Origin of the sequence: Bradyrhizobium sp. SZCCHNR1043 (genome assembly GCF_032489675.1) — a bacterium.
Classification (GTDB): Bacteria; Pseudomonadota; Alphaproteobacteria; order Rhizobiales; family Xanthobacteraceae; genus Bradyrhizobium.
The window spans coordinates 299,494-315,732 of sequence record NZ_JAUEYN010000003.1 but is presented as its reverse complement, the minus strand read 5'-3'; the positions used below and the strand labels follow the sequence as shown (position 1 = coordinate 315,732).

The window sequence follows — 16,239 nt, the reverse complement described above, 5'->3', positions numbered from 1 at the left end:
CATCGGCGGCCTCCCGCCTCGATACGACACGAGCCCGACATGACTGACATTGCGCGCTTCCGCGACTTCGTCGCCGATACGGCACGCCTCGTCGCAAGCACGACAAACGAGCCGGAGCTGCTCGCCGCGCTCGCACCGAAACTGAAGGAGCTGGTCGCGCATGACGACTGGCTGCCTCAGGCCTTTGCGGTCGCCGACGGCGGCCGCTACCGACAATATCTGCTGTATGCCGATCCGCTCGATCGGTTCTCCATCGTGAGCTTCGTGTGGGGCCCCGGCCAGGGCACGCCGGTGCACGACCATCGCGTCTGGGGCCTCGTCGGCGTGCTGCGCGGCGAGGAACTCTCGGTCAGCTATGCGCGGCAGCCGGACGGCACGTTGCGCGAGGCTGCGCCGGAGCGGCTGCGGGCTGGACAAACGGCCGCGGTATCGCCACACATTGGCGACATCCACGCGATCTCCAACGGTCTGGCGGACCGCTCCTCGATCAGCATCCACGTCTATGGCGGCAATATCGGCCGCATCCGCCGCACGGTGTACGATGCGGAGACCAGCGCCGCCCGAGACTTCATTTCCGGATATTCGAATGACACCGTCCCCAACCTCTGGCCCGACCGCACCGCCGCCTGACGGTCTCCGCATCATCACACCGACCGAGTTGCGGCGGCGCTGGCGCGCCGGCGAGGAGGTGGCACTGCTCGACGTCCGCGAGGAAGGCCCCTATTCGCTGTCGCACCCGTTCTTCGCGGTGTCGCTGCCACTGTCGCAGATCGAGCTGCGCATCCTCGACCTCGTGCCGCGTCTGAATGTAGCCGTCGTCGTTTATGATGATGGCGAAGGCTATGCCGCCCGCGCGGTGCCGCGCATTCATGCACTGGGCTACACCGACGTCGCGATGCTCGCTGGCGGGCTGTCGGGCTATGCGCGCCATGGCGAGGTGTTCCGGGACGTCAACGTGCCGAGCAAGGCGTTCGGCGAATTGGTCGAGGCCATCCGGCACACGCCGTCGCTGTCGGCCGACGACGCCAAGGCGCTGATCGAGCGCGAGTCGAACCTGGTCGTGCTCGATGCCCGCCGCTTCGAGGAATATCGCACCATGAGCATTCCGCGCGGGGTCAGCGTCCCCGGCGGCGAGCTGGCGTTTCGGGCGCGCGAGGTCGCGCCGTCGCCCGACACCACGATCATCGTCAACTGCGCCGGACGCACGCGCTCGATCATCGGCACGCAGTCGCTGATCAATGCCGGGCTGCCGAACAAGATCTATGCGTTGCGCAACGGCACGATCGGCTGGACACTTGCCGGCCATCAGGTCGAGCGCGGCAAGACCGCGCGCGTCCTGGAGCGGCCACGGACGAGCTACGCGACCGCGCTGGCTGATGCCAAGGCCTGGGCCGAGCGCGTCGGCGTCGGCGTGCTCGATGCCGCGACATTCGCGCGCCATCAGGCCGAAGCCGGGGTGCGCACGCTGTATTGCCTCGACGTCCGCACGCCCGAGGAACATGCCGCCGGCCATCCGACCGGCTTCGCGTCGGCACCGGGCGGCCAGCTGGTGCAGGCGACCGACGAGTGGGTGGGCGTGCGCGGCGCCCGTCTGGTGCTGTTCGACGATGACGGCGTGCGCGCACGCATGACGGCGTCATGGCTGAAGCAGATGGGCTGGGACGTGGCGGTCGTGGGACCGGATGTCGTTGGAGCGACCGAAACGGAAATCCGCGCCGCACGCCGACCGCCGCTGCCGCAGCTTGGCGACGCGGCAATCAGCGCCGAGCAACTCGCGGCCGATCCCGCTGCGTGGACGATCGTCGATCTCACGCGCAGTCCGAGCTACAAGGCCGGACACATTCCGGGCGCACATTTCGTGCTGGCGTCGCGCTTTGCGGATGATCTCGCCAAGCTGCCCGGCGACGGTCCGATCGTGCTGACCAGCAACGACGGCAGCGAAGCCGCGTTTGCGCTTGCGGATGCACGTGCCGCGACGACGCGTGAGCTCCGAGTGCTCACCGGCGGCACGCGCGCCTGGACGGCTGCCGGGCATGTGCTGGAGAGCGATCGGTCCTCATGGATCTCGCTTGCCGACGACGTCTACAAGCGTCCCTATGAGGGCACCGACAACGCCGCCGAAGCGATGCAGGCCTATATCGACTGGGAGCTGCAACTCGTCGCTCAGCTCGCCAATGACAGCGTGTCGAATTTCCACGTGGTGTAGTTCTGGTGAATGCGCAGGGTGGGCAAAGCCGCATTCGCGACGCGAATGCCGCGTGCCCACCGCTTTCACGCGGGTCGCGAGACGTGGTGGGCAGGCGCCGCCTTCGGCGTCGCTTTGCTCCCTAGGTCGTTACAGCTTCACCGGGAGCTGCGCGCCGAACTCAACGGCGCTGGTTGTAGACGTCGATGCAGACGGCGCCGAGCAGCACCAGGCCCTTGATGACCTGCTGATAGTCGATGCCGACGCCGAGAATGGACATGCCGTTATTCATCACGCCCATGATCATGGCGCCGATGACAGCGCCGCCGACCCGTCCGACGCCGCCATAGGCCGAGGCACCGCCGATGAAGCAGGCCGCGATGACGTCGAGCTCGAAGCCGAGGCCGGCCTTCGGCGTCGCGGTGTTGAGCCGGGCGGCGAAGATCAGGCCGGCCAGCGCCGCCAGCACACCCATGTTGACGAAGGTCATGAACACGAGCCGCTCGGTCTTGATGCCCGACAGCTTGGCGGCCTTGGCGTTGCCGCCGACCGCATAGATCTGCCGGCCGACCACGGTGCGGCGCGTCATGAAGCCGTACAGCGCGATCAGCGCGGTCATGATGACCAGCACGTTGGGCAGGCCGCGATGCGAGGCGATCAGATAGGTGAAATACATCAGTGCGCCGGCCAGCACGACGTTCTTGGCAGCGAAGAAGCCGAACGGCTCGACCTCGATGCCGTGCTCCACCTCGCGCGCACGGCCCTTGACGCTGGCATAGACCAGAATGAGCGTCAGCACCGCGCCGATCGCGAGCGACGTGGGATAAAGATGCGCCGCGCTCGGCATGAACTCAGGGATGAAGCCGGACGACAGCTTCTGGAACGTACCCGGGAACGGCCCGACCGATTGCCCCTGCAGCAGCGCCAGCGCCAGGCCCTTGAACACCAGCATGCCCGCCAAGGTGACGATGAATGACGGAATGCCGAAATAGGCCACCCAATAACCCTGCGCGGCGCCGATCGCGGCGCCGACGATCAGGCAGGCGATGATCGCAAGCGGGAAGTCGACGTGATAGCGCACCATCAGCACGGCGGCGACGGCGCCGACGAAGCCCGCAACCGAGCCGACCGACAAATCGATGTGCCCGGTCACGATCACCAGCAGCATGCCCAGCGCCATGATGACGATATAGCTGTTCTGCAGCACCAGGTTGGTGAGGTTGAGCGGCTGCAGCAGGGTGCCGTCGGTCATGAACTGGAAGAACAGCATGATCACGAACAGCGACAGCAGCATGCCGTAGCTGCGCAGATTGTTCTTCAGGAAGCCGCTATGCGACTTCTCCTCCGGGAGCGAAACCGTCTTGTCGGTCATTGCTGGCGTCCTCCCGACCGCTTACGCGGCCGTCTCCTGGTTCTTGATGGTTTCATTACGCATGATGGCGCGCATGATCTTTTCCTGCGTCGCCTCCGGCCCGGCGAACTCGCCGACGAAGGCGCCGTCATTCATCACGCAGATGCGGTCGCAGATTCCGAGCAGCTCCGGCATCTCCGATGAGATCACGACAACACCCCGGCCGGCATCCGCGAGCTCCTGGATGATACAGTAAATCTCATACTTTGCGCCAACGTCGATGCCCCGCGTCGGCTCGTCGAGGATCAAGACCTTGGGATCGGTCATCAGCCATTTCGACAGCACGACCTTCTGCTGGTTGCCGCCGGAGAGCTGGCTGGCCTCCTGATAGACGTCGGAGCAGCGGATCCGCATCCGGCCGCGGTAGCCGGACGCCGCCTTGAGCTCGGCGATGTCGTCGATCACGCCGTTCGGCGCGACCTGCGCGAGGCTCGCCAGCGTGATGTTCTTGCGCACGTCGTCGGCCAGAATCAGGCCGAGCTGCTTGCGGTCCTCGGTGACATAGGCGAGGCCAGCGTCGATCGCGGCCGGTACGCTGTTGAGAGTGACGTCGTGGCCTTCGAGGCGGGCGCGGCCCGTGATGTTGACGCCCCAGGAGCGGCCGAACAGGCTCATGGCGAATTCGGTGCGCCCCGCGCCCATCAGGCCGGCGATGCCGACGATCTCGCCACGGCGCACCTGGAAATCGACGTTCTTGATTACCTGGCGGTCGGTATGCTGCGGATGGTAGACTGACCAGTTCTCGACCGTGAACACGGGCTCGCCGATCTTCGGCTGCCGCTCAGGGAAGCGGTGCGCCATGTCGCGATTGACCATGCTCTTGATGATCCGGTCCTCCAGGACCGGCTCGGCGCGGCAATCGATGCTGTCGACGCTGCGTCCGTCGCGCAGCACCGTGATGCGATCGGCGACGCGGGCCACCTCGTTCAGCTTGTGCGTGATCAGGATCGACGAGATGCCCTGCTCGCGGAAGGTGACGAGGCGGTCGAGCAGCGCCTGGCTGTCGGCCTCGTTCAGGCTCGCCGTCGGCTCGTCCAGGATCAAGAGCTTGACGCGCTTGGACAGCGCCTTGGCGATCTCGACCAATTGCTGCTTGCCGACGCCGAGATCGGTGATCAGCGTATCCGGCGATTCCTTCAATCCCACCTGAGCCAGCAATTGCTGGGTGCGCCGGTAGACCTCGTCGCGATCGATGACGCCAAAGCGTGACGGCGCATGCGACAGGAAGATGTTCTCGGCGATCGACATCAGCGGAATCAGCGCGAGCTCCTGGTGGATAATGATGATGCCGAGCGCCTCGGAATCGTTGATGTCACGGAAGCGCCGCTCCTCGCCTTCGAAAATGATCTGGCCCTCATAGCGGCCGTAGGGATAGACGCCGCTCAGCACCTTCATCAGGGTCGACTTGCCGGCGCCATTCTCGCCGACGAGGGCGTGGATCTCGCCCGCCGCGACCGTAAAGCTGACGTCGCGGAGCGCCTGCACGCCCACGAAGCTCTTGCTGACGCTGCGCATCTCGAGGATTGCCGTCATCGCGCTGTATCCCGCAACACTTGAAGTCGTTGAGATAAGAGGAGCCGGCGAGCGCATGGCCGCGCTCGCCGGCCATGAGATCACTCGACCTGCGACTTTTTGTAGTAGCCGCCTTCGATCAGGACCTTCTCCCAGTTGCTCTTGTCGACCACGACCGGCTTGAGCAGATAGGCCGGGACGACCTTGACGCCGTTGTTGTAGGTCTTGGTGTCGTTGACCTTGACTTCCTTGCCGCTCAGCGAAGCATCGACCATGTCGGCGGTCACCTTGGCGAGGTCGCGGGTGTCCTTGAAGATGGTCGAGTACTGGTCGCCGCGCAGGATCGCCTTGACCGACGGCACCTCGGCGTCCTGGCCGGAGATGACCGGCATCGGCTGGTTGCCGCTGCCATAGCCGACGCCCTTCAAGGACGAGATGATGCCGATCGAGAGGCCGTCATAGGGCGACAGCACCGCATCGACACGCTTGTTGCCGTAATAGGCGCTGAGCAAGTTGTCCATGCGGGCCTGGGCGGTGGCACCGTCCCAGCGCAGGGTCGCAACCTTGTCCATGCCCTTCTGGCCGGAGGCGACCACGAGCTTGCCGGAGTCGAGATAGGGCTGCAGCACCGACATGGCGCCATTGTAGAAGAAGTAGGCGTTGTTGTCGTCCGGCGAGCCGCCGAACAGCTCGATGTTGAACGGCCCCTTGCCGTCCTTCAGCCCGAGCTTGTCCACGATCGACTGCGCCTGCAGCACGCCGACCTGGAAGTTGTCGAAGGTCGCGTAGTAGTCGAGGTTCGGCGTGTCGCGGATCAGGCGGTCATAGGCGATCACGGTGATGCCCTTGGCCTTGGCCTGCTTCAGCACGTCCGACAGCGTGGTGCCGTCGATCGCGGCGATCACCAGCACCTTGGCGCCCTTGGTCACCATGTTCTCGATCTGCGAGAGCTGGTTCGGAATATCGTCCTCGGCATATTGCAGGTCGGTGGTGTAGCCGCGCTCCTTCAGCACCTTCACGATGTTGTTGCCGTCGTCGATCCAGCGCGCCGAGGATTTGGTCGGCATCGCGATGCCGACGGTCCCCTTGCTCTGGGCCAGTGCGGCGCTGGACAGCGCGATCGCGCCGAGGCCGGCCAGGGCGGCGGCCATGATGGTCTTCATTCTCGACATGTCTTCACTCCCTTTGGATTTTCGAATTTGGACAAGAGATACCCGATTGCGTATCTTGATACCAGTTAGCTGTTAGGCTGAACGACGCTTGACTGATTGTTCCTCCTCTCAGATCGACAGCTTGACGTCGGGCTCGGCGCGACCGTGAGCGCCGACGTCAAGAAGGAAAGTCTGGCCATGGCCGGGGTCGGCCGCCTTGGCCGGCTCGTCCATGTCCTGCCAGGCCGACGTGACCAGCAAGCGCGACAGATCGGGACCGACGAAGGCCGGGCAGCTCGCCTGGCTGGCTGGCACCGCGATGCAGCGCAGATGCTCGCCCTGCGGGCTGTAGACGTCGACGCAACCACCGCCCCAGCGGGCGTTCCAGATCCGCCCCTCCGCGTCGGCGACGGCGCCATCGAGGCCGCCGGGACCGGCATGGCGCAGCAGCACCTCCGGCGCGCCGCGCGGCAGGCCCGTCTCCGGGTCGAGCGCGACACGGTAGAGGACGTTCTCATCCGTATCGGCGAAATAGCCGATCGCGCCATCCGGCGAGAAGCAGATCGCGTTGGGAATGGTGACGTTGGGGAACAACCGGATGATCTCGCCGCGATGCAGCGCATAGATCGAGCCCAGGCCGCATTCGGCGTTGCGGCCCATGGTGCCGATCCAGAACGTGCCGGAGGGATGGACCCGCGAATCGTTCGACCGCGTCGCCTGATTGTCGGCTTCGAGCGGCAGATGCAGCGACAGCGCGCCGTCGGCGACGCTGCGGATGTAGAGTCCGTCCTCGGCCACGATCAGCTGCCTGTCGGCATCGATGCGGCCGAGCGCGCTCGCCATCCTGCCGAGCCCGTGGCGGCGGACTTCGCCGCTGCCGATCTTGGCCTCGAACAGCAGGCCCTCCCGAATGTCGAACCACCAGGCGGTGTCGGTGTGGGGATCGTAGGTCGGCCCCTCGCCGAGATGGCAGCGCTCGTCGCAGAGGATCGTGGTCGGCACCTGCTCGATCATCTGGGCGCTCCCGCGGTTGAGAAGCGATACACGGTCTCGTGCTCATAGACGTCGTCGGGCCCAAGGCGCGCGCTTGGAAAATCCGGACGGTTCGGACTGTCAGGCCAGACCTGCGGCTCCAGGCAGAGCGCGTCGGATTGACGATAGACACGCCCCTTGCCGCTCACGGTCCCGTCAAGATAGTTGCCTGAATAGACCTGCAAGCCAGGCTGATCGGTGAGCAACTCCATGATCCGCCCGGAGCGCGGCGACTCGAGCCGGGCCGCGAAACGCACGCCAGAGCCGTCGCGCAGACAGAAATTATGATCATAGCCGCGGCCACATTTGATCTGCGCATCGTCGGCACGGATGCGCGCACCAATGGGATGCGCGTCGCGGAAATCGAAAGGCGTCCCCACGACGGAATGCGGCGGCCCCGCCAGCGGGATCGCAGTCTCGTCGATCGCGAGATAGTGGTCGGCTTCGACTGTCAAACGATGATCGAGAATGCCGGTGCCGGCGGCCAGGCCGTCGAGATTGAAGAAGCTGTGGTTGGTCAGGTTGACGATCGTCGTCCGGGTCGTCCGGGCGCTGAAGCTGACGGCCAACTCCGTCGGTCCCGTCAGCTGATAGGTGACACGGACGTCGAGCCGCCCCGGATAGTTGGCCTCGCCGTCGGGACTGACATAGAGCATCGTGACCGAGGGCTGGGCGCCGTCTTCGGTGGCGACGATCTGCCAGAGCTTGCGGTCGAAGCCGTCGGGGCCGCCATGCAATGCATGCGCACCATTATTGGCGTCGAGGCGCAGGTCCTGACCGTCGAGCGAAAAGCGCGCCTTGGCAATACGGTTGGCGTAGCGTCCGACCGTTGCACCGAAAAATTTCCGGAGCTTGAGGTAGCTCAGCAGGTCGTCGTGGCCGAGCACGACGTCGTCGACGCGGCCCTGCGCATCCGGCACCAGCAGCGCCTGCAGCGCCGCGCCGTAAGTGATGATCCGCGCCTCGAAACCGTGAGCGCCACGCAAGGTGACGCGCTCGACCTCGCGGCCGTCCGGCAGCGTGCCGAAGACATCCCGGGTGATCCGTGCCTGCTCCGCCATGGCGTCAGTCCTCGAACGGCTCGACGACGTGGCGGCGACCGAGCAGGAAAGCGTCAGCCACCAGCCGCAGCGGCGTCAGATCGACGTCGCTCGCACCGGTCCTTGTGAGTTCGACGAAGCGACGGTAGAGGCCGGGATACTCCCGCTCCCTTTCGTCGACCATCGGCTGGTCGTCCGCGGTCATCCGCGCGCCGCCCAGCGACAGCTTCAACTGGCCTGCGTCGGTCTCGATCCGGATGTCCCAGCTCTGCGGCCCGGTCTGGCGGAAGTCGAACTCGGCCGCGATCGGCAGGTCGCTCGCCGTCGACAGTGACAGGTTGGCCGCGATCGGAGCCTGGCGGTTGGACGGGAACGACAGTTCCGCCTCGGTCACGAACACCGGCTCTGGCAGAATGCGGGTCAGGATCGACAGCGCGTTGATTCCGGGATCGAACACCCCTAACCCGCCCGGCTCCCAGATCCAGCCCTGCCCCGGATGCCAGACGCGCACGTCCTCCTTCCAGTCAATCCGCACGCTGCGAATCTGGCGGGAAGACAGCCACGCGCGCGCCGGCTCGACGGCGGGCGCGTAACGTGAATGCCAGGTCGCGAACAGCGTGCGCCGCTTCGCGGCGGCAAGCGCGACCAGCGGATCGAGCTCGCTGACGGCGGCGCCCGGCGGCTTCTCCAGCATCACATGCTTGCCGGCTTCCAGCGCGGCGAGCGCCTGCGCACGGCGCACCTGCGGCGGGGTGCACAGCGCGACCGCGTCGATCTCGGGTCCGTCGCGCAGCAGCTCCTCGATCGTGCCGAAATGCGGCAGGCCGGGCAGCGAGGCATTGCGACTCGCCACTGCCGTCAACGTCACGCCCTCGGTGGCGGCGATCGCCGGCACGTGCTGATCCCTGGCGATCTTGCCGAAGCCCACGATGGCGACACGAAGCTCGCGCATCTCTAGCGTCCCCAGCGCAGCACGACTGGGTCGAGCCGGCGCGCGATCTCGATCAGTCCCTTCTGGGTCGCCGGATGAATTGGCGGCTGCGGGCTGCGCAAGGTGTCGTGGCGGATCACGCCGCCCGCCTTCATCAGTATCTTGCAGGTGGCAAGCCCGCACTGCCGGTTCTCGTAGTTGATCAGCGGCAGCCAGCGCTCATAGGCCGCCGCCGCGGCCTCGCGGTCGCCCGCGAAATACGGATCGATGATCTTACGAATGCCGTCGGGATAGCCGCCGCCGGTCATCGCGCCGGTGGCGCCCGCGTCGAGATCGGCCATCAGGGTGATTGCCTCCTCGCCGTCCCACGGACCTTCGATCGCCGTGCCGCCTGCCTCGATCAGCGCGCGCAACTTGTCGGCCGCGCGCGGCACCTCGATCTTGAAATAAGCGAGGTTCTCGATCTCCTTGGCCATGCGCGCCAAGAACGGCACCGATAGCGGCGTGCCGGCGACCGGCGCGTCCTGCACCATGATCGGGATCGAGATCGCGTCCGACACGCCGCGATAGAACTCGTAGATCGAGCTATCAGGCACGCGGAAGGTGGCGCCGTGATAGGGCGGCATCACCATGACCATGGCCGCGCCCTTCTCCTGCGCGCGGCGCGAGCGCTCGGCGCAGACAAAGGTCGAGAAATGCGTCGTGGTGACGATGATCGGCACGCGGCCGGCGACATGATCCAGCACCGTGGTCATCACCAGATCGCGCTCGTCATCGGTCAGCACGAACTGCTCGGAGAAATTGGCGAGGATGCAGATGCCGTGCGAGCCGGCATCGATCATGAAGTCGATCGCGCGCTTCTGGCCCTCGAGATCGAGGCGGCCGTCAGCGTCGAAGATGGTCGGCGCGACCGGGAAGACGCCCTTGTAGAGCTTTTTGGCGGAAGCGGTCATGCGGCACCTCTAGTGATTGTCGCGCGGCACCGGCGAGCCGCTGCGGCCAACGAGAAAATCGAAATCAACGCCGCGATCCGCCTGCAGCACGTGATCGATGTAGAGCTTCTGATAGCCGCGAGCCGCATGCGGCTTCGGCGGCGTCCATGCGGCGCGGCGCGTCGCCAGCTCCTCGTCGCTGACATGCAGATGCAGCGCGCGGGCGGCGACGTCGAGCGTGATCATGTCGCCATTCTTCACCAGCGCCAGCGGTCCACCGACGGTGGCCTCCGGCGCGACGTGCAGGACGACGGTGCCGTAAGCGGTGCCCGACATGCGCGCATCCGAGATGCGGATCATGTCGCGCACGCCCTGGCGCAGGAGCTTCGCCGGGAGCGGCATGTTGCCGACCTCGGCCATGCCCGGATAGCCCTTCGGTCCACAGTTCTTCAGCACCATGATGCAGGACGCATCGATGTCGAGATTGTCGTCGTCGACGGCGTCATGCATCTCCTCGACACTCTCGAACACGACCGCGCGTCCCGTATGGTTCATCAGCTCCGGCGAGGCCGCCGACGGCTTGATGACGGCGCCGTTGGGCGCGAGATTGCCGGTGAGGATCGCGATGCCGGCTTCCGTCTTGAACGGCGAGTCGAACGGGGTGATGACGTCGGCGTTCCAGTTCGGCGCGGCGGCGACGTTGTCCCATAGCGTCTTGCCGTTGACGGTGCGGGCGTCCTTGTGCAGCAGGCCGCGCTCGCCGAGCGCGCGCAACACGGCCGGCAGGCCGCCGGCGTAGTAGAAGTCCTCCATCAGGAAGCGGCCCGACGGCATCAGGTCGACCAGGCAATGCACGTCGCGGCAGAGCCGATCGAAATCATCGAGCGTCAGCTCGACGCCGACACGGCCAGCAATGGCGAGCAGATGCACCACGGCGTTGGTCGAGCCGCCGATCGCGGCCAGCGTGCGGATCGCATTCTCGAACGCCTGCCGCGTGAGGATGTCGGACGGCTTGAGATCCTCAGCAACCATCTCGACGATGCGGCGGCCGGCCATGCGCGCCAGCAGGTTGCGGCGCGCGTCCGCAGCAGGGATCGCTGCATTTTCCGGCAAGCCGATGCCGAGCGCTTCCACCATCGACGCCATGGTCGAGGCCGTGCCCATGGTCATGCAGCTGCCGGCGGAGCGGTTCATGCCGGCCTCGGCCTCGTGGAATTCCTTCAGCGTGATCTCGCCGGCACGCAGTTGCTCGCTCATCGAGATGATGTTGGTGCCGGAGCCGATGATCTGGCCACGATAGACGCCGCGCAGTTGTGGCCCGCCTGAAACACCGATCGCAGGCAGGTTGGCCGAGGCGGCGCCCATCAAGAGCGCCGGCGTGGTCTTGTCGCAGCCCATCAGCAGCACGACGCCGTCGAGCGGGTGCGCGCGGATCGCCTCCTCGACATCCATCGAGGCGAGGTTGCGGAACAGCATCGCGGTGGGACGCATCGTCACCTCGCCGAGCGAGGAGACGGGGAATTCGAGCGGATAGCCGCCGGCGTCGAGCACGCCCTGCCGGACATGCTCGGCGATGACGCGGAAATGCGCGTTGCAGGGCGTCAGCTCCGACCAGGTGTTGCAGATGCCGATGACCGGACGGCCCTCGAACCGGTCCTGCGGCGTGCCGCTGTTCTTCAGGAATGAGCGATAATAGAAGCCCATCTTGTCCTGGCGGCCGAACCACGCCTGGCTCCGCAGCGTCTTCTTCTCGTTGTCGTTGCTCATTCCCGGTCCGTTCGTGCAGCCGACTGGGCATGGCGCCGCCGGCCGTTGTAGATGACTTCGATCATCGCCTCGGAGGCGCCCTCGGCGTCTCGAGCGGCGATCGCGTCGATGATGCGCTGGTGCCAGACCAGCACGGTGTCGCGATCGGCAGTCTCGATCGGGGCGCTCAGGACGAACGAGGCGCGCAAGGCGGCTTCGATGACGGCGCCGATCGAGCGCATGAAGGGATTGCCGGAGGCATTGGCGATCGCGATGTGCAAAGCGAGGTCGGCTTCGGCGAAGGCGACCGAGGTCGACGGCTCGCGCTCCATCTGCGCCATCGCCTTGCTCATCGCGGCAAGATCGTCCTCGCTGCGGCGTTCGGCAGCGAGCGCCGCAGCGCGCGGCTCGATCGCCAGCCGGATCTCGGCAAGGTCGGCGAGGAAGCGCTTGTCTATGCCGGCATCCAGATGCCAGGCGAGCACGTCGGGATCGAACATGTTCCAGTCCGAGCGTCCGCGCACCACGGTGCCGACGCGCGCCTTGGTCGACAGCAGCCCTTTTGCAACGAGCGTCTTCACGCTTTCGCGCAGCACCGGACGCGACACGCCGAACGTCGCCGTCAGTTCGGCATCGCCGGGAAGGCGCGCTCCCTCGGCCAAACGGCCGGAGATGATGTCGATGCCGATGCTGCGGGCGACCTCGGCATGGTTGGAATGCGCGCGCCGTGTCGGAATCGAGACGAGTTGCGAGGTCATGTCCTCGCCCCCGCCGGTTTGACGGACGAGCGGCGCGCCAGCGCCATCAGACCTTGCTGCAGCGCAATGAAAACGAACAACAGAACCCCCGTGGCGATCTTGGTCCACCAGCTCGACAGCGTGCCGTCGAAGTTGATGTAGGTCTGGATCATGCCCTGGATCAGGACGCCAAGGAAGGTGCCGATGACGGAGCCCTGCCCGCCCGTCAACAATGTTCCGCCGATCACCACCGCGGCGATGGTGTCGAGCTCGACACCGACCGCAGAAAGCGAATAGCCGGCCGCGGTGTAGAACGAGAAGACGATGCCGGCGAGGCCGGCAAGCACGCTCGACAGCATATAGATGCGGATCGTCATCGGTCCGACCGGAATGCCCATCAGGGCCGTCGCGGCGCGGCTGCCGCCGAGCGCATAGACGTTCGCGCCGAAACGGGTGAGGTGCAGCAGCAGCGCGCTCAAGACCAGGATGACCAGCATGGCGATCGCAATCGCGGTGAGTCGTCCGCCGCCTGGCAGCCGGATCGCGAAATCGGACACGGCGCTGTAAATCGGCGCGGTGATCGGAATCGACTCGGTCGACAGCAGGAAGCTGACGCCGCGTGCCAGGAACATGCCCGCGAGGGTCACGATGAAAGGCGGCAGGTCGAAGACGTGGATGACGGCGCCCATCGCGGCGCCGAACAGCGCGCACAGCACGAGCACCATTGCGAACGCGGCAAAGGGCGGGATGCCCCAGCGCTCGATCGCGAGCGCCACGAACACCGTGGTGAAGCCGATCACCGAGCCGACCGACAGATCGATGCCGCCGGAGATGATGACGAAGGTCATCCCCGCCGCAACGATGCCGAGGAAGGCGTTGTCGGTGAGCAGATTGGCGACGACGCGGGTGGAGGCGATGTTCGGGAATTGCAACGCGCACAACGCGAAGCCGGCGACCAGCACAAAGGCCGTGATCGCAACCGAGGTCGATGCTCTCATGGCTTCATCCTCCGCCAGCGCGCGGTGAAGCGCGAGAGATCGCCGAGCCGCGGCGACTGCGCCAGCAGCACGGCGAGCACGACGACGGCCTTGACCAGCAGGTTGAGCTCCGGCGGATAGCCCGACAGCAGGATGCCGGTGTTCATGGCCTGGATGATCAGCGCGCCGGCGACCGCCAGCACCAGGCTGAATCGCCCGCCGAACAGCGAGGTGCCGCCGATGACCACGGCGAGGATCGCATCGAGCTCGAGCCACAGCCCGGCATTGTTGGCGTCGGCGCCCATGATATCGGCGGCCGCAATGACGCCCGCGAGCGCGGCGCACAGTCCGCACCAGACATAGACCGACAGGATCATGGCGCGGGTGCCGACGCCGGAGAGCTCGCTCGCGCGTGCATTGCCCCCGGTCGCCTCGATCAGGAGCCCGAGCGCGGTGCCGCGCACGACCGCCCCCGTCACCAGCAGCATGCCGACCGCGATCACGATCGGCGTCGGCAGGTCGAGCACGGCGCCGTTGCCCATCCACACCAGGTCAGGCGACGTGAACGTGACGATGCGCCCCTCGGTGATGAGCTGCGCGATGCCGCGCCCGGCAACCATGAGGATGAGCGTGGCGACGATCGGCTGGATGCGCAGGACGGCGACGAGGATGCCGTTCCACAGCCCGCAGACGAGGCCGACGGCGAGCGCCGAGCCGATCACGACCGGCAGCGGCTGCGTATCGGCGAGGCTCGCCGCGGTGGCGCCCGCGATCGCCATCACGGCGCCGACCGAAAGGTCGATGCCGCCGGTCGCGATCACCAGCACCATGCCGAGCGACAGCAGCGCCACCGGCGTGCCGCGGTTGAGCACGTCGATCACGCTGCCGAACAGCCGGCCATCCTGCAGATGCAGGTTGAAGAACTGCGGCGACACTGCGCGATCGATGATGAAGATCACGATCAGTGCCAGGGCTTGCGCGAGACCACGGCGCGGAATCCGGAGCGTCATGATGCAGCCTCGTGCGCCGGCTCGCCATCGGCGGCGATTGCCGCGAGGATGCTGGAGACTTCGACGGCCTCCCCTTTCAGCTCCTCGACATGGGCGCGATCGCGCAGCACCACGACACGGTTGGAATAGGTGACGATCTCGTCGAGCTCGGAGGAGATCACGAGCAGCGCCAGGCCCTGCTCGCAGAGCTCGCGCACCAGGCGGATGATCTCGGCATGGGCGCCGACGTCGATGCCGCGGGTCGGCTCGTCGAGCACGAGAAGCCTCGGCGAGGTCGCAAGCCAGCGCGCAAGCAATGCCTTCTGCTGATTGCCGCCGGACAGCAGCCCGATCGGCCGTTCCGGATCGGGCGGCCTGATGTCGAGCATGCGAATGTAGCGCATCGCGATCTCATCCTGCTCGCGCCGCGACAGCGGCCGGTGCAGGCCGCGCCGGGCCTGCAGCGCCAGGATGATGTTCTCGCGCACGGTCAGATCGGCGACGATGCCCTCAGTCTTGCGCTCCTCCGGGCAATAGCCGAAGCCGAGCCCGGCGGCGTCGCGCGGCGAATTCAGCCGCACGGTCTCGCCGTTGACGGTGGCCGCGCCGCTGTCGGCACGCTCGGCGCCGAACACCAGTCGCGCCGTCTCGGTGCGGCCGGAGCCGAGCAGGCCGGCAAGCCCAACCACCTCACCGCGGCGCAGCTCGAGATCGAACGGAGCGAGATAACCCTGCTTACCATAGCCCTTGAAGCTGACACAGACCTCGCGGGCAGTCTCGGGCTGGCTGGCGGCGCGCTCGCCGGTGGTCTCGGCGAGCTCGCGGCCCAGCATCATGCGGATGAGGTCGAGCCGCGGCAGACCGGCCATCTCGCGCGAGCCGATCAGCCGGCCGTTGCGCAGCACCGTGACGCGGTCGCAGATCTCATAGACCTGATCGAGGAAGTGGCTGACGAAGATGATGCCGATGCCATCAGCCGCGAGCTTTCGCATCACCTTGAACAGGATTTCGACCTCGTGGCGGTCGAGGCTTGCCGTGGGCTCGTCGAGAATGAGGACGCGCGCCGACAGATCGACGGCGCGCGCGATCGCCGTGATATGCTGGACCGCGACCGAGTAGCTCGAAAGCGGTGCGCCGACGTCGATGTCCAACCCATAATCCAGCAGCAGCGCATGCGCGCGCCGCCGCATCTCGGCCTCGCGCACGACGCCGAACCGAGTCGGCTGCCGGCCAAGATAGAGGTTCTGCGCCACCGAGAGGTTCGGCAGCAGATTCACTTCCTGATAGACGGTCGCGATGCCGGCATCGACGGCGTCCTTGGCCGAGCGCGGCGCGATCTCGCGGTCCGCCAGCCGCACGGTGCCGGCGTCCCGCGCGAACACCCCGGTGACCACCTTGATCAGGGTCGACTTGCCGGCGCCGTTCTCGCCCAGCAGCGCGTGAATCTCGCCCTCACCCAGCGTGAAGTCGACATCATCAAGCGCTTTCAGCGCACCGAAGCTCTTGGCCAGGCCGCGGATTTCCAGCAGGGCTGGACGCATCGCCGGCGGAGCTGAACTATCAGACATGACGAACTACTTGGCGATCACCAGGAAG

The 16,239-nt window shown here is 66.3% G+C and carries 14 protein-coding genes; 2 read left to right on the top strand and 12 right to left on the bottom strand.

The annotated features are described in order from the left end of the window. The first annotated feature begins 39 nt into the window (after nucleotides 1–39). On the top strand, nucleotides 40–630 hold the full coding sequence (locus tag QX039_RS06780; protein WP_315738456.1) for a cysteine dioxygenase: 591 nt from the start codon (nucleotides 40–42) through the stop codon (nucleotides 628–630). Next, nucleotides 587–2,206, top strand: a complete 1,620-nt coding sequence (locus QX039_RS06775) for a rhodanese-like domain-containing protein (RefSeq protein WP_315738457.1) — start codon at nucleotides 587–589, stop codon at nucleotides 2,204–2,206. The genes QX039_RS06780 and QX039_RS06775 overlap by 44 nt, the downstream gene beginning before the upstream one ends. A 160-nt stretch (nucleotides 2,207–2,366) precedes the next feature. On the opposite strand, the gene mmsB is transcribed toward QX039_RS06775, so the two are convergent. The 12 genes from mmsB to QX039_RS06715 all read right to left on the bottom strand — a co-directional run bounded on the left by mmsB (nucleotide 2,367) and on the right by QX039_RS06715 (nucleotide 16,211). Further along, the gene (mmsB, locus tag QX039_RS06770) at nucleotides 2,367–3,557 is read right to left on the bottom strand and encodes a multiple monosaccharide ABC transporter permease (RefSeq protein WP_315738458.1); all 1,191 of its coding nucleotides are present in this window, start codon (nucleotides 3,555–3,557) and stop codon (nucleotides 2,367–2,369) included. A 21-nt stretch (nucleotides 3,558–3,578) separates the two neighbouring features. Next, nucleotides 3,579–5,129 carry a multiple monosaccharide ABC transporter ATP-binding protein gene (gene mmsA / locus QX039_RS06765; protein ID WP_315738459.1) on the bottom strand — a complete coding sequence of 517 codons (1,551 nt, stop codon included), beginning with the start codon at nucleotides 5,127–5,129 and terminating at the stop codon, nucleotides 3,579–3,581. A gap of 80 nt (nucleotides 5,130–5,209) precedes the next feature. Next, the gene (gene chvE, locus QX039_RS06760; protein WP_315738460.1) at nucleotides 5,210–6,280 is read right to left on the bottom strand and encodes a multiple monosaccharide ABC transporter substrate-binding protein; all 1,071 of its coding nucleotides are present in this window, start codon (nucleotides 6,278–6,280) and stop codon (nucleotides 5,210–5,212) included. A gap of 108 nt (nucleotides 6,281–6,388) precedes the next feature. After that, entirely contained in the window at nucleotides 6,389–7,273 is an 885-nt protein-coding gene (locus tag QX039_RS06755; protein ID WP_315738461.1) for an SMP-30/gluconolactonase/LRE family protein, read from the bottom strand. Then, nucleotides 7,270–8,352: an aldose epimerase family protein gene (locus QX039_RS06750; protein WP_315738462.1), complete on the bottom strand. Its 1,083-nt coding sequence runs from the start codon at nucleotides 8,350–8,352 to the stop codon at nucleotides 7,270–7,272. Before QX039_RS06750 ends, QX039_RS06755 begins: the two co-directional genes overlap by 4 nt. A gap of 4 nt (nucleotides 8,353–8,356) precedes the next feature. Further along, entirely contained in the window at nucleotides 8,357–9,283 is a 927-nt protein-coding gene (locus QX039_RS06745) for a Gfo/Idh/MocA family oxidoreductase (protein WP_315738463.1), read from the bottom strand. A gap of 2 nt (nucleotides 9,284–9,285) precedes the next feature. Beyond that, on the bottom strand, nucleotides 9,286–10,215 hold the full coding sequence (locus tag QX039_RS06740; RefSeq protein WP_315738464.1) for a dihydrodipicolinate synthase family protein: 930 nt from the start codon (nucleotides 10,213–10,215) through the stop codon (nucleotides 9,286–9,288). Nucleotides 10,216–10,224: 9 nt separating this feature from the next. Next, nucleotides 10,225–11,961 carry an IlvD/Edd family dehydratase gene (locus QX039_RS06735; protein WP_315738465.1) on the bottom strand — a complete coding sequence of 579 codons (1,737 nt, stop codon included), beginning with the start codon at nucleotides 11,959–11,961 and terminating at the stop codon, nucleotides 10,225–10,227. Continuing rightward, on the bottom strand, nucleotides 11,958–12,698 hold the full coding sequence (locus tag QX039_RS06730) for a FadR/GntR family transcriptional regulator (RefSeq protein ID WP_315772067.1): 741 nt from the start codon (nucleotides 12,696–12,698) through the stop codon (nucleotides 11,958–11,960). The genes QX039_RS06735 and QX039_RS06730 overlap by 4 nt, the downstream gene beginning before the upstream one ends. After that, complete coding sequence (gene yjfF / locus QX039_RS06725) at nucleotides 12,695–13,675, bottom strand: galactofuranose ABC transporter, permease protein YjfF (RefSeq protein ID WP_315738467.1); 981 nt, start codon at nucleotides 13,673–13,675, stop codon at nucleotides 12,695–12,697. Before yjfF ends, QX039_RS06730 begins: the two co-directional genes overlap by 4 nt. Continuing rightward, complete coding sequence (locus tag QX039_RS06720; protein WP_315738468.1) at nucleotides 13,672–14,664, bottom strand: ABC transporter permease; 993 nt, start codon at nucleotides 14,662–14,664, stop codon at nucleotides 13,672–13,674. The genes yjfF and QX039_RS06720 overlap by 4 nt, the downstream gene beginning before the upstream one ends. Beyond that, on the bottom strand, nucleotides 14,661–16,211 hold the full coding sequence (locus QX039_RS06715; RefSeq protein ID WP_315738469.1) for a sugar ABC transporter ATP-binding protein: 1,551 nt from the start codon (nucleotides 16,209–16,211) through the stop codon (nucleotides 14,661–14,663). The genes QX039_RS06720 and QX039_RS06715 overlap by 4 nt, the downstream gene beginning before the upstream one ends. Nucleotides 16,212–16,239: the final 28 nt, after the last annotated feature.

Bases quoted from the DNA above. Each gene is read 5' to 3' on its own strand.
- QX039_RS06780 (WP_315738456.1), top strand. From the start codon at position 40: ATGACTGACATTGCGCGCTTCCGCGACTTCGTCGCCGATACGGCACGC.
- QX039_RS06775 (WP_315738457.1), top strand. From the start codon at position 587: ATGACACCGTCCCCAACCTCTGGCCCGACCGCACCGCCGCCTGACGGT.
- mmsB (WP_315738458.1), bottom strand. From the start codon at position 3,557: ATGACCGACAAGACGGTTTCGCTCCCGGAGGAGAAGTCGCATAGCGGC.
- mmsA (WP_315738459.1), bottom strand. From the start codon at position 5,129: ATGACGGCAATCCTCGAGATGCGCAGCGTCAGCAAGAGCTTCGTGGGC.
- chvE (WP_315738460.1), bottom strand. From the start codon at position 6,280: ATGTCGAGAATGAAGACCATCATGGCCGCCGCCCTGGCCGGCCTCGGC.
- QX039_RS06755 (WP_315738461.1), bottom strand. From the start codon at position 7,273: ATGATCGAGCAGGTGCCGACCACGATCCTCTGCGACGAGCGCTGCCAT.
- QX039_RS06750 (WP_315738462.1), bottom strand. From the start codon at position 8,352: ATGGCGGAGCAGGCACGGATCACCCGGGATGTCTTCGGCACGCTGCCG.
- QX039_RS06745 (WP_315738463.1), bottom strand. From the start codon at position 9,283: ATGCGCGAGCTTCGTGTCGCCATCGTGGGCTTCGGCAAGATCGCCAGG.
- QX039_RS06740 (WP_315738464.1), bottom strand. From the start codon at position 10,215: ATGACCGCTTCCGCCAAAAAGCTCTACAAGGGCGTCTTCCCGGTCGCG.
- QX039_RS06735 (WP_315738465.1), bottom strand. From the start codon at position 11,961: ATGAGCAACGACAACGAGAAGAAGACGCTGCGGAGCCAGGCGTGGTTC.
- QX039_RS06730 (WP_315772067.1), bottom strand. From the start codon at position 12,698: ATGACCTCGCAACTCGTCTCGATTCCGACACGGCGCGCGCATTCCAAC.
- yjfF (WP_315738467.1), bottom strand. From the start codon at position 13,675: ATGAGAGCATCGACCTCGGTTGCGATCACGGCCTTTGTGCTGGTCGCC.
- QX039_RS06720 (WP_315738468.1), bottom strand. From the start codon at position 14,664: ATGACGCTCCGGATTCCGCGCCGTGGTCTCGCGCAAGCCCTGGCACTG.
- QX039_RS06715 (WP_315738469.1), bottom strand. From the start codon at position 16,211: ATGTCTGATAGTTCAGCTCCGCCGGCGATGCGTCCAGCCCTGCTGGAA.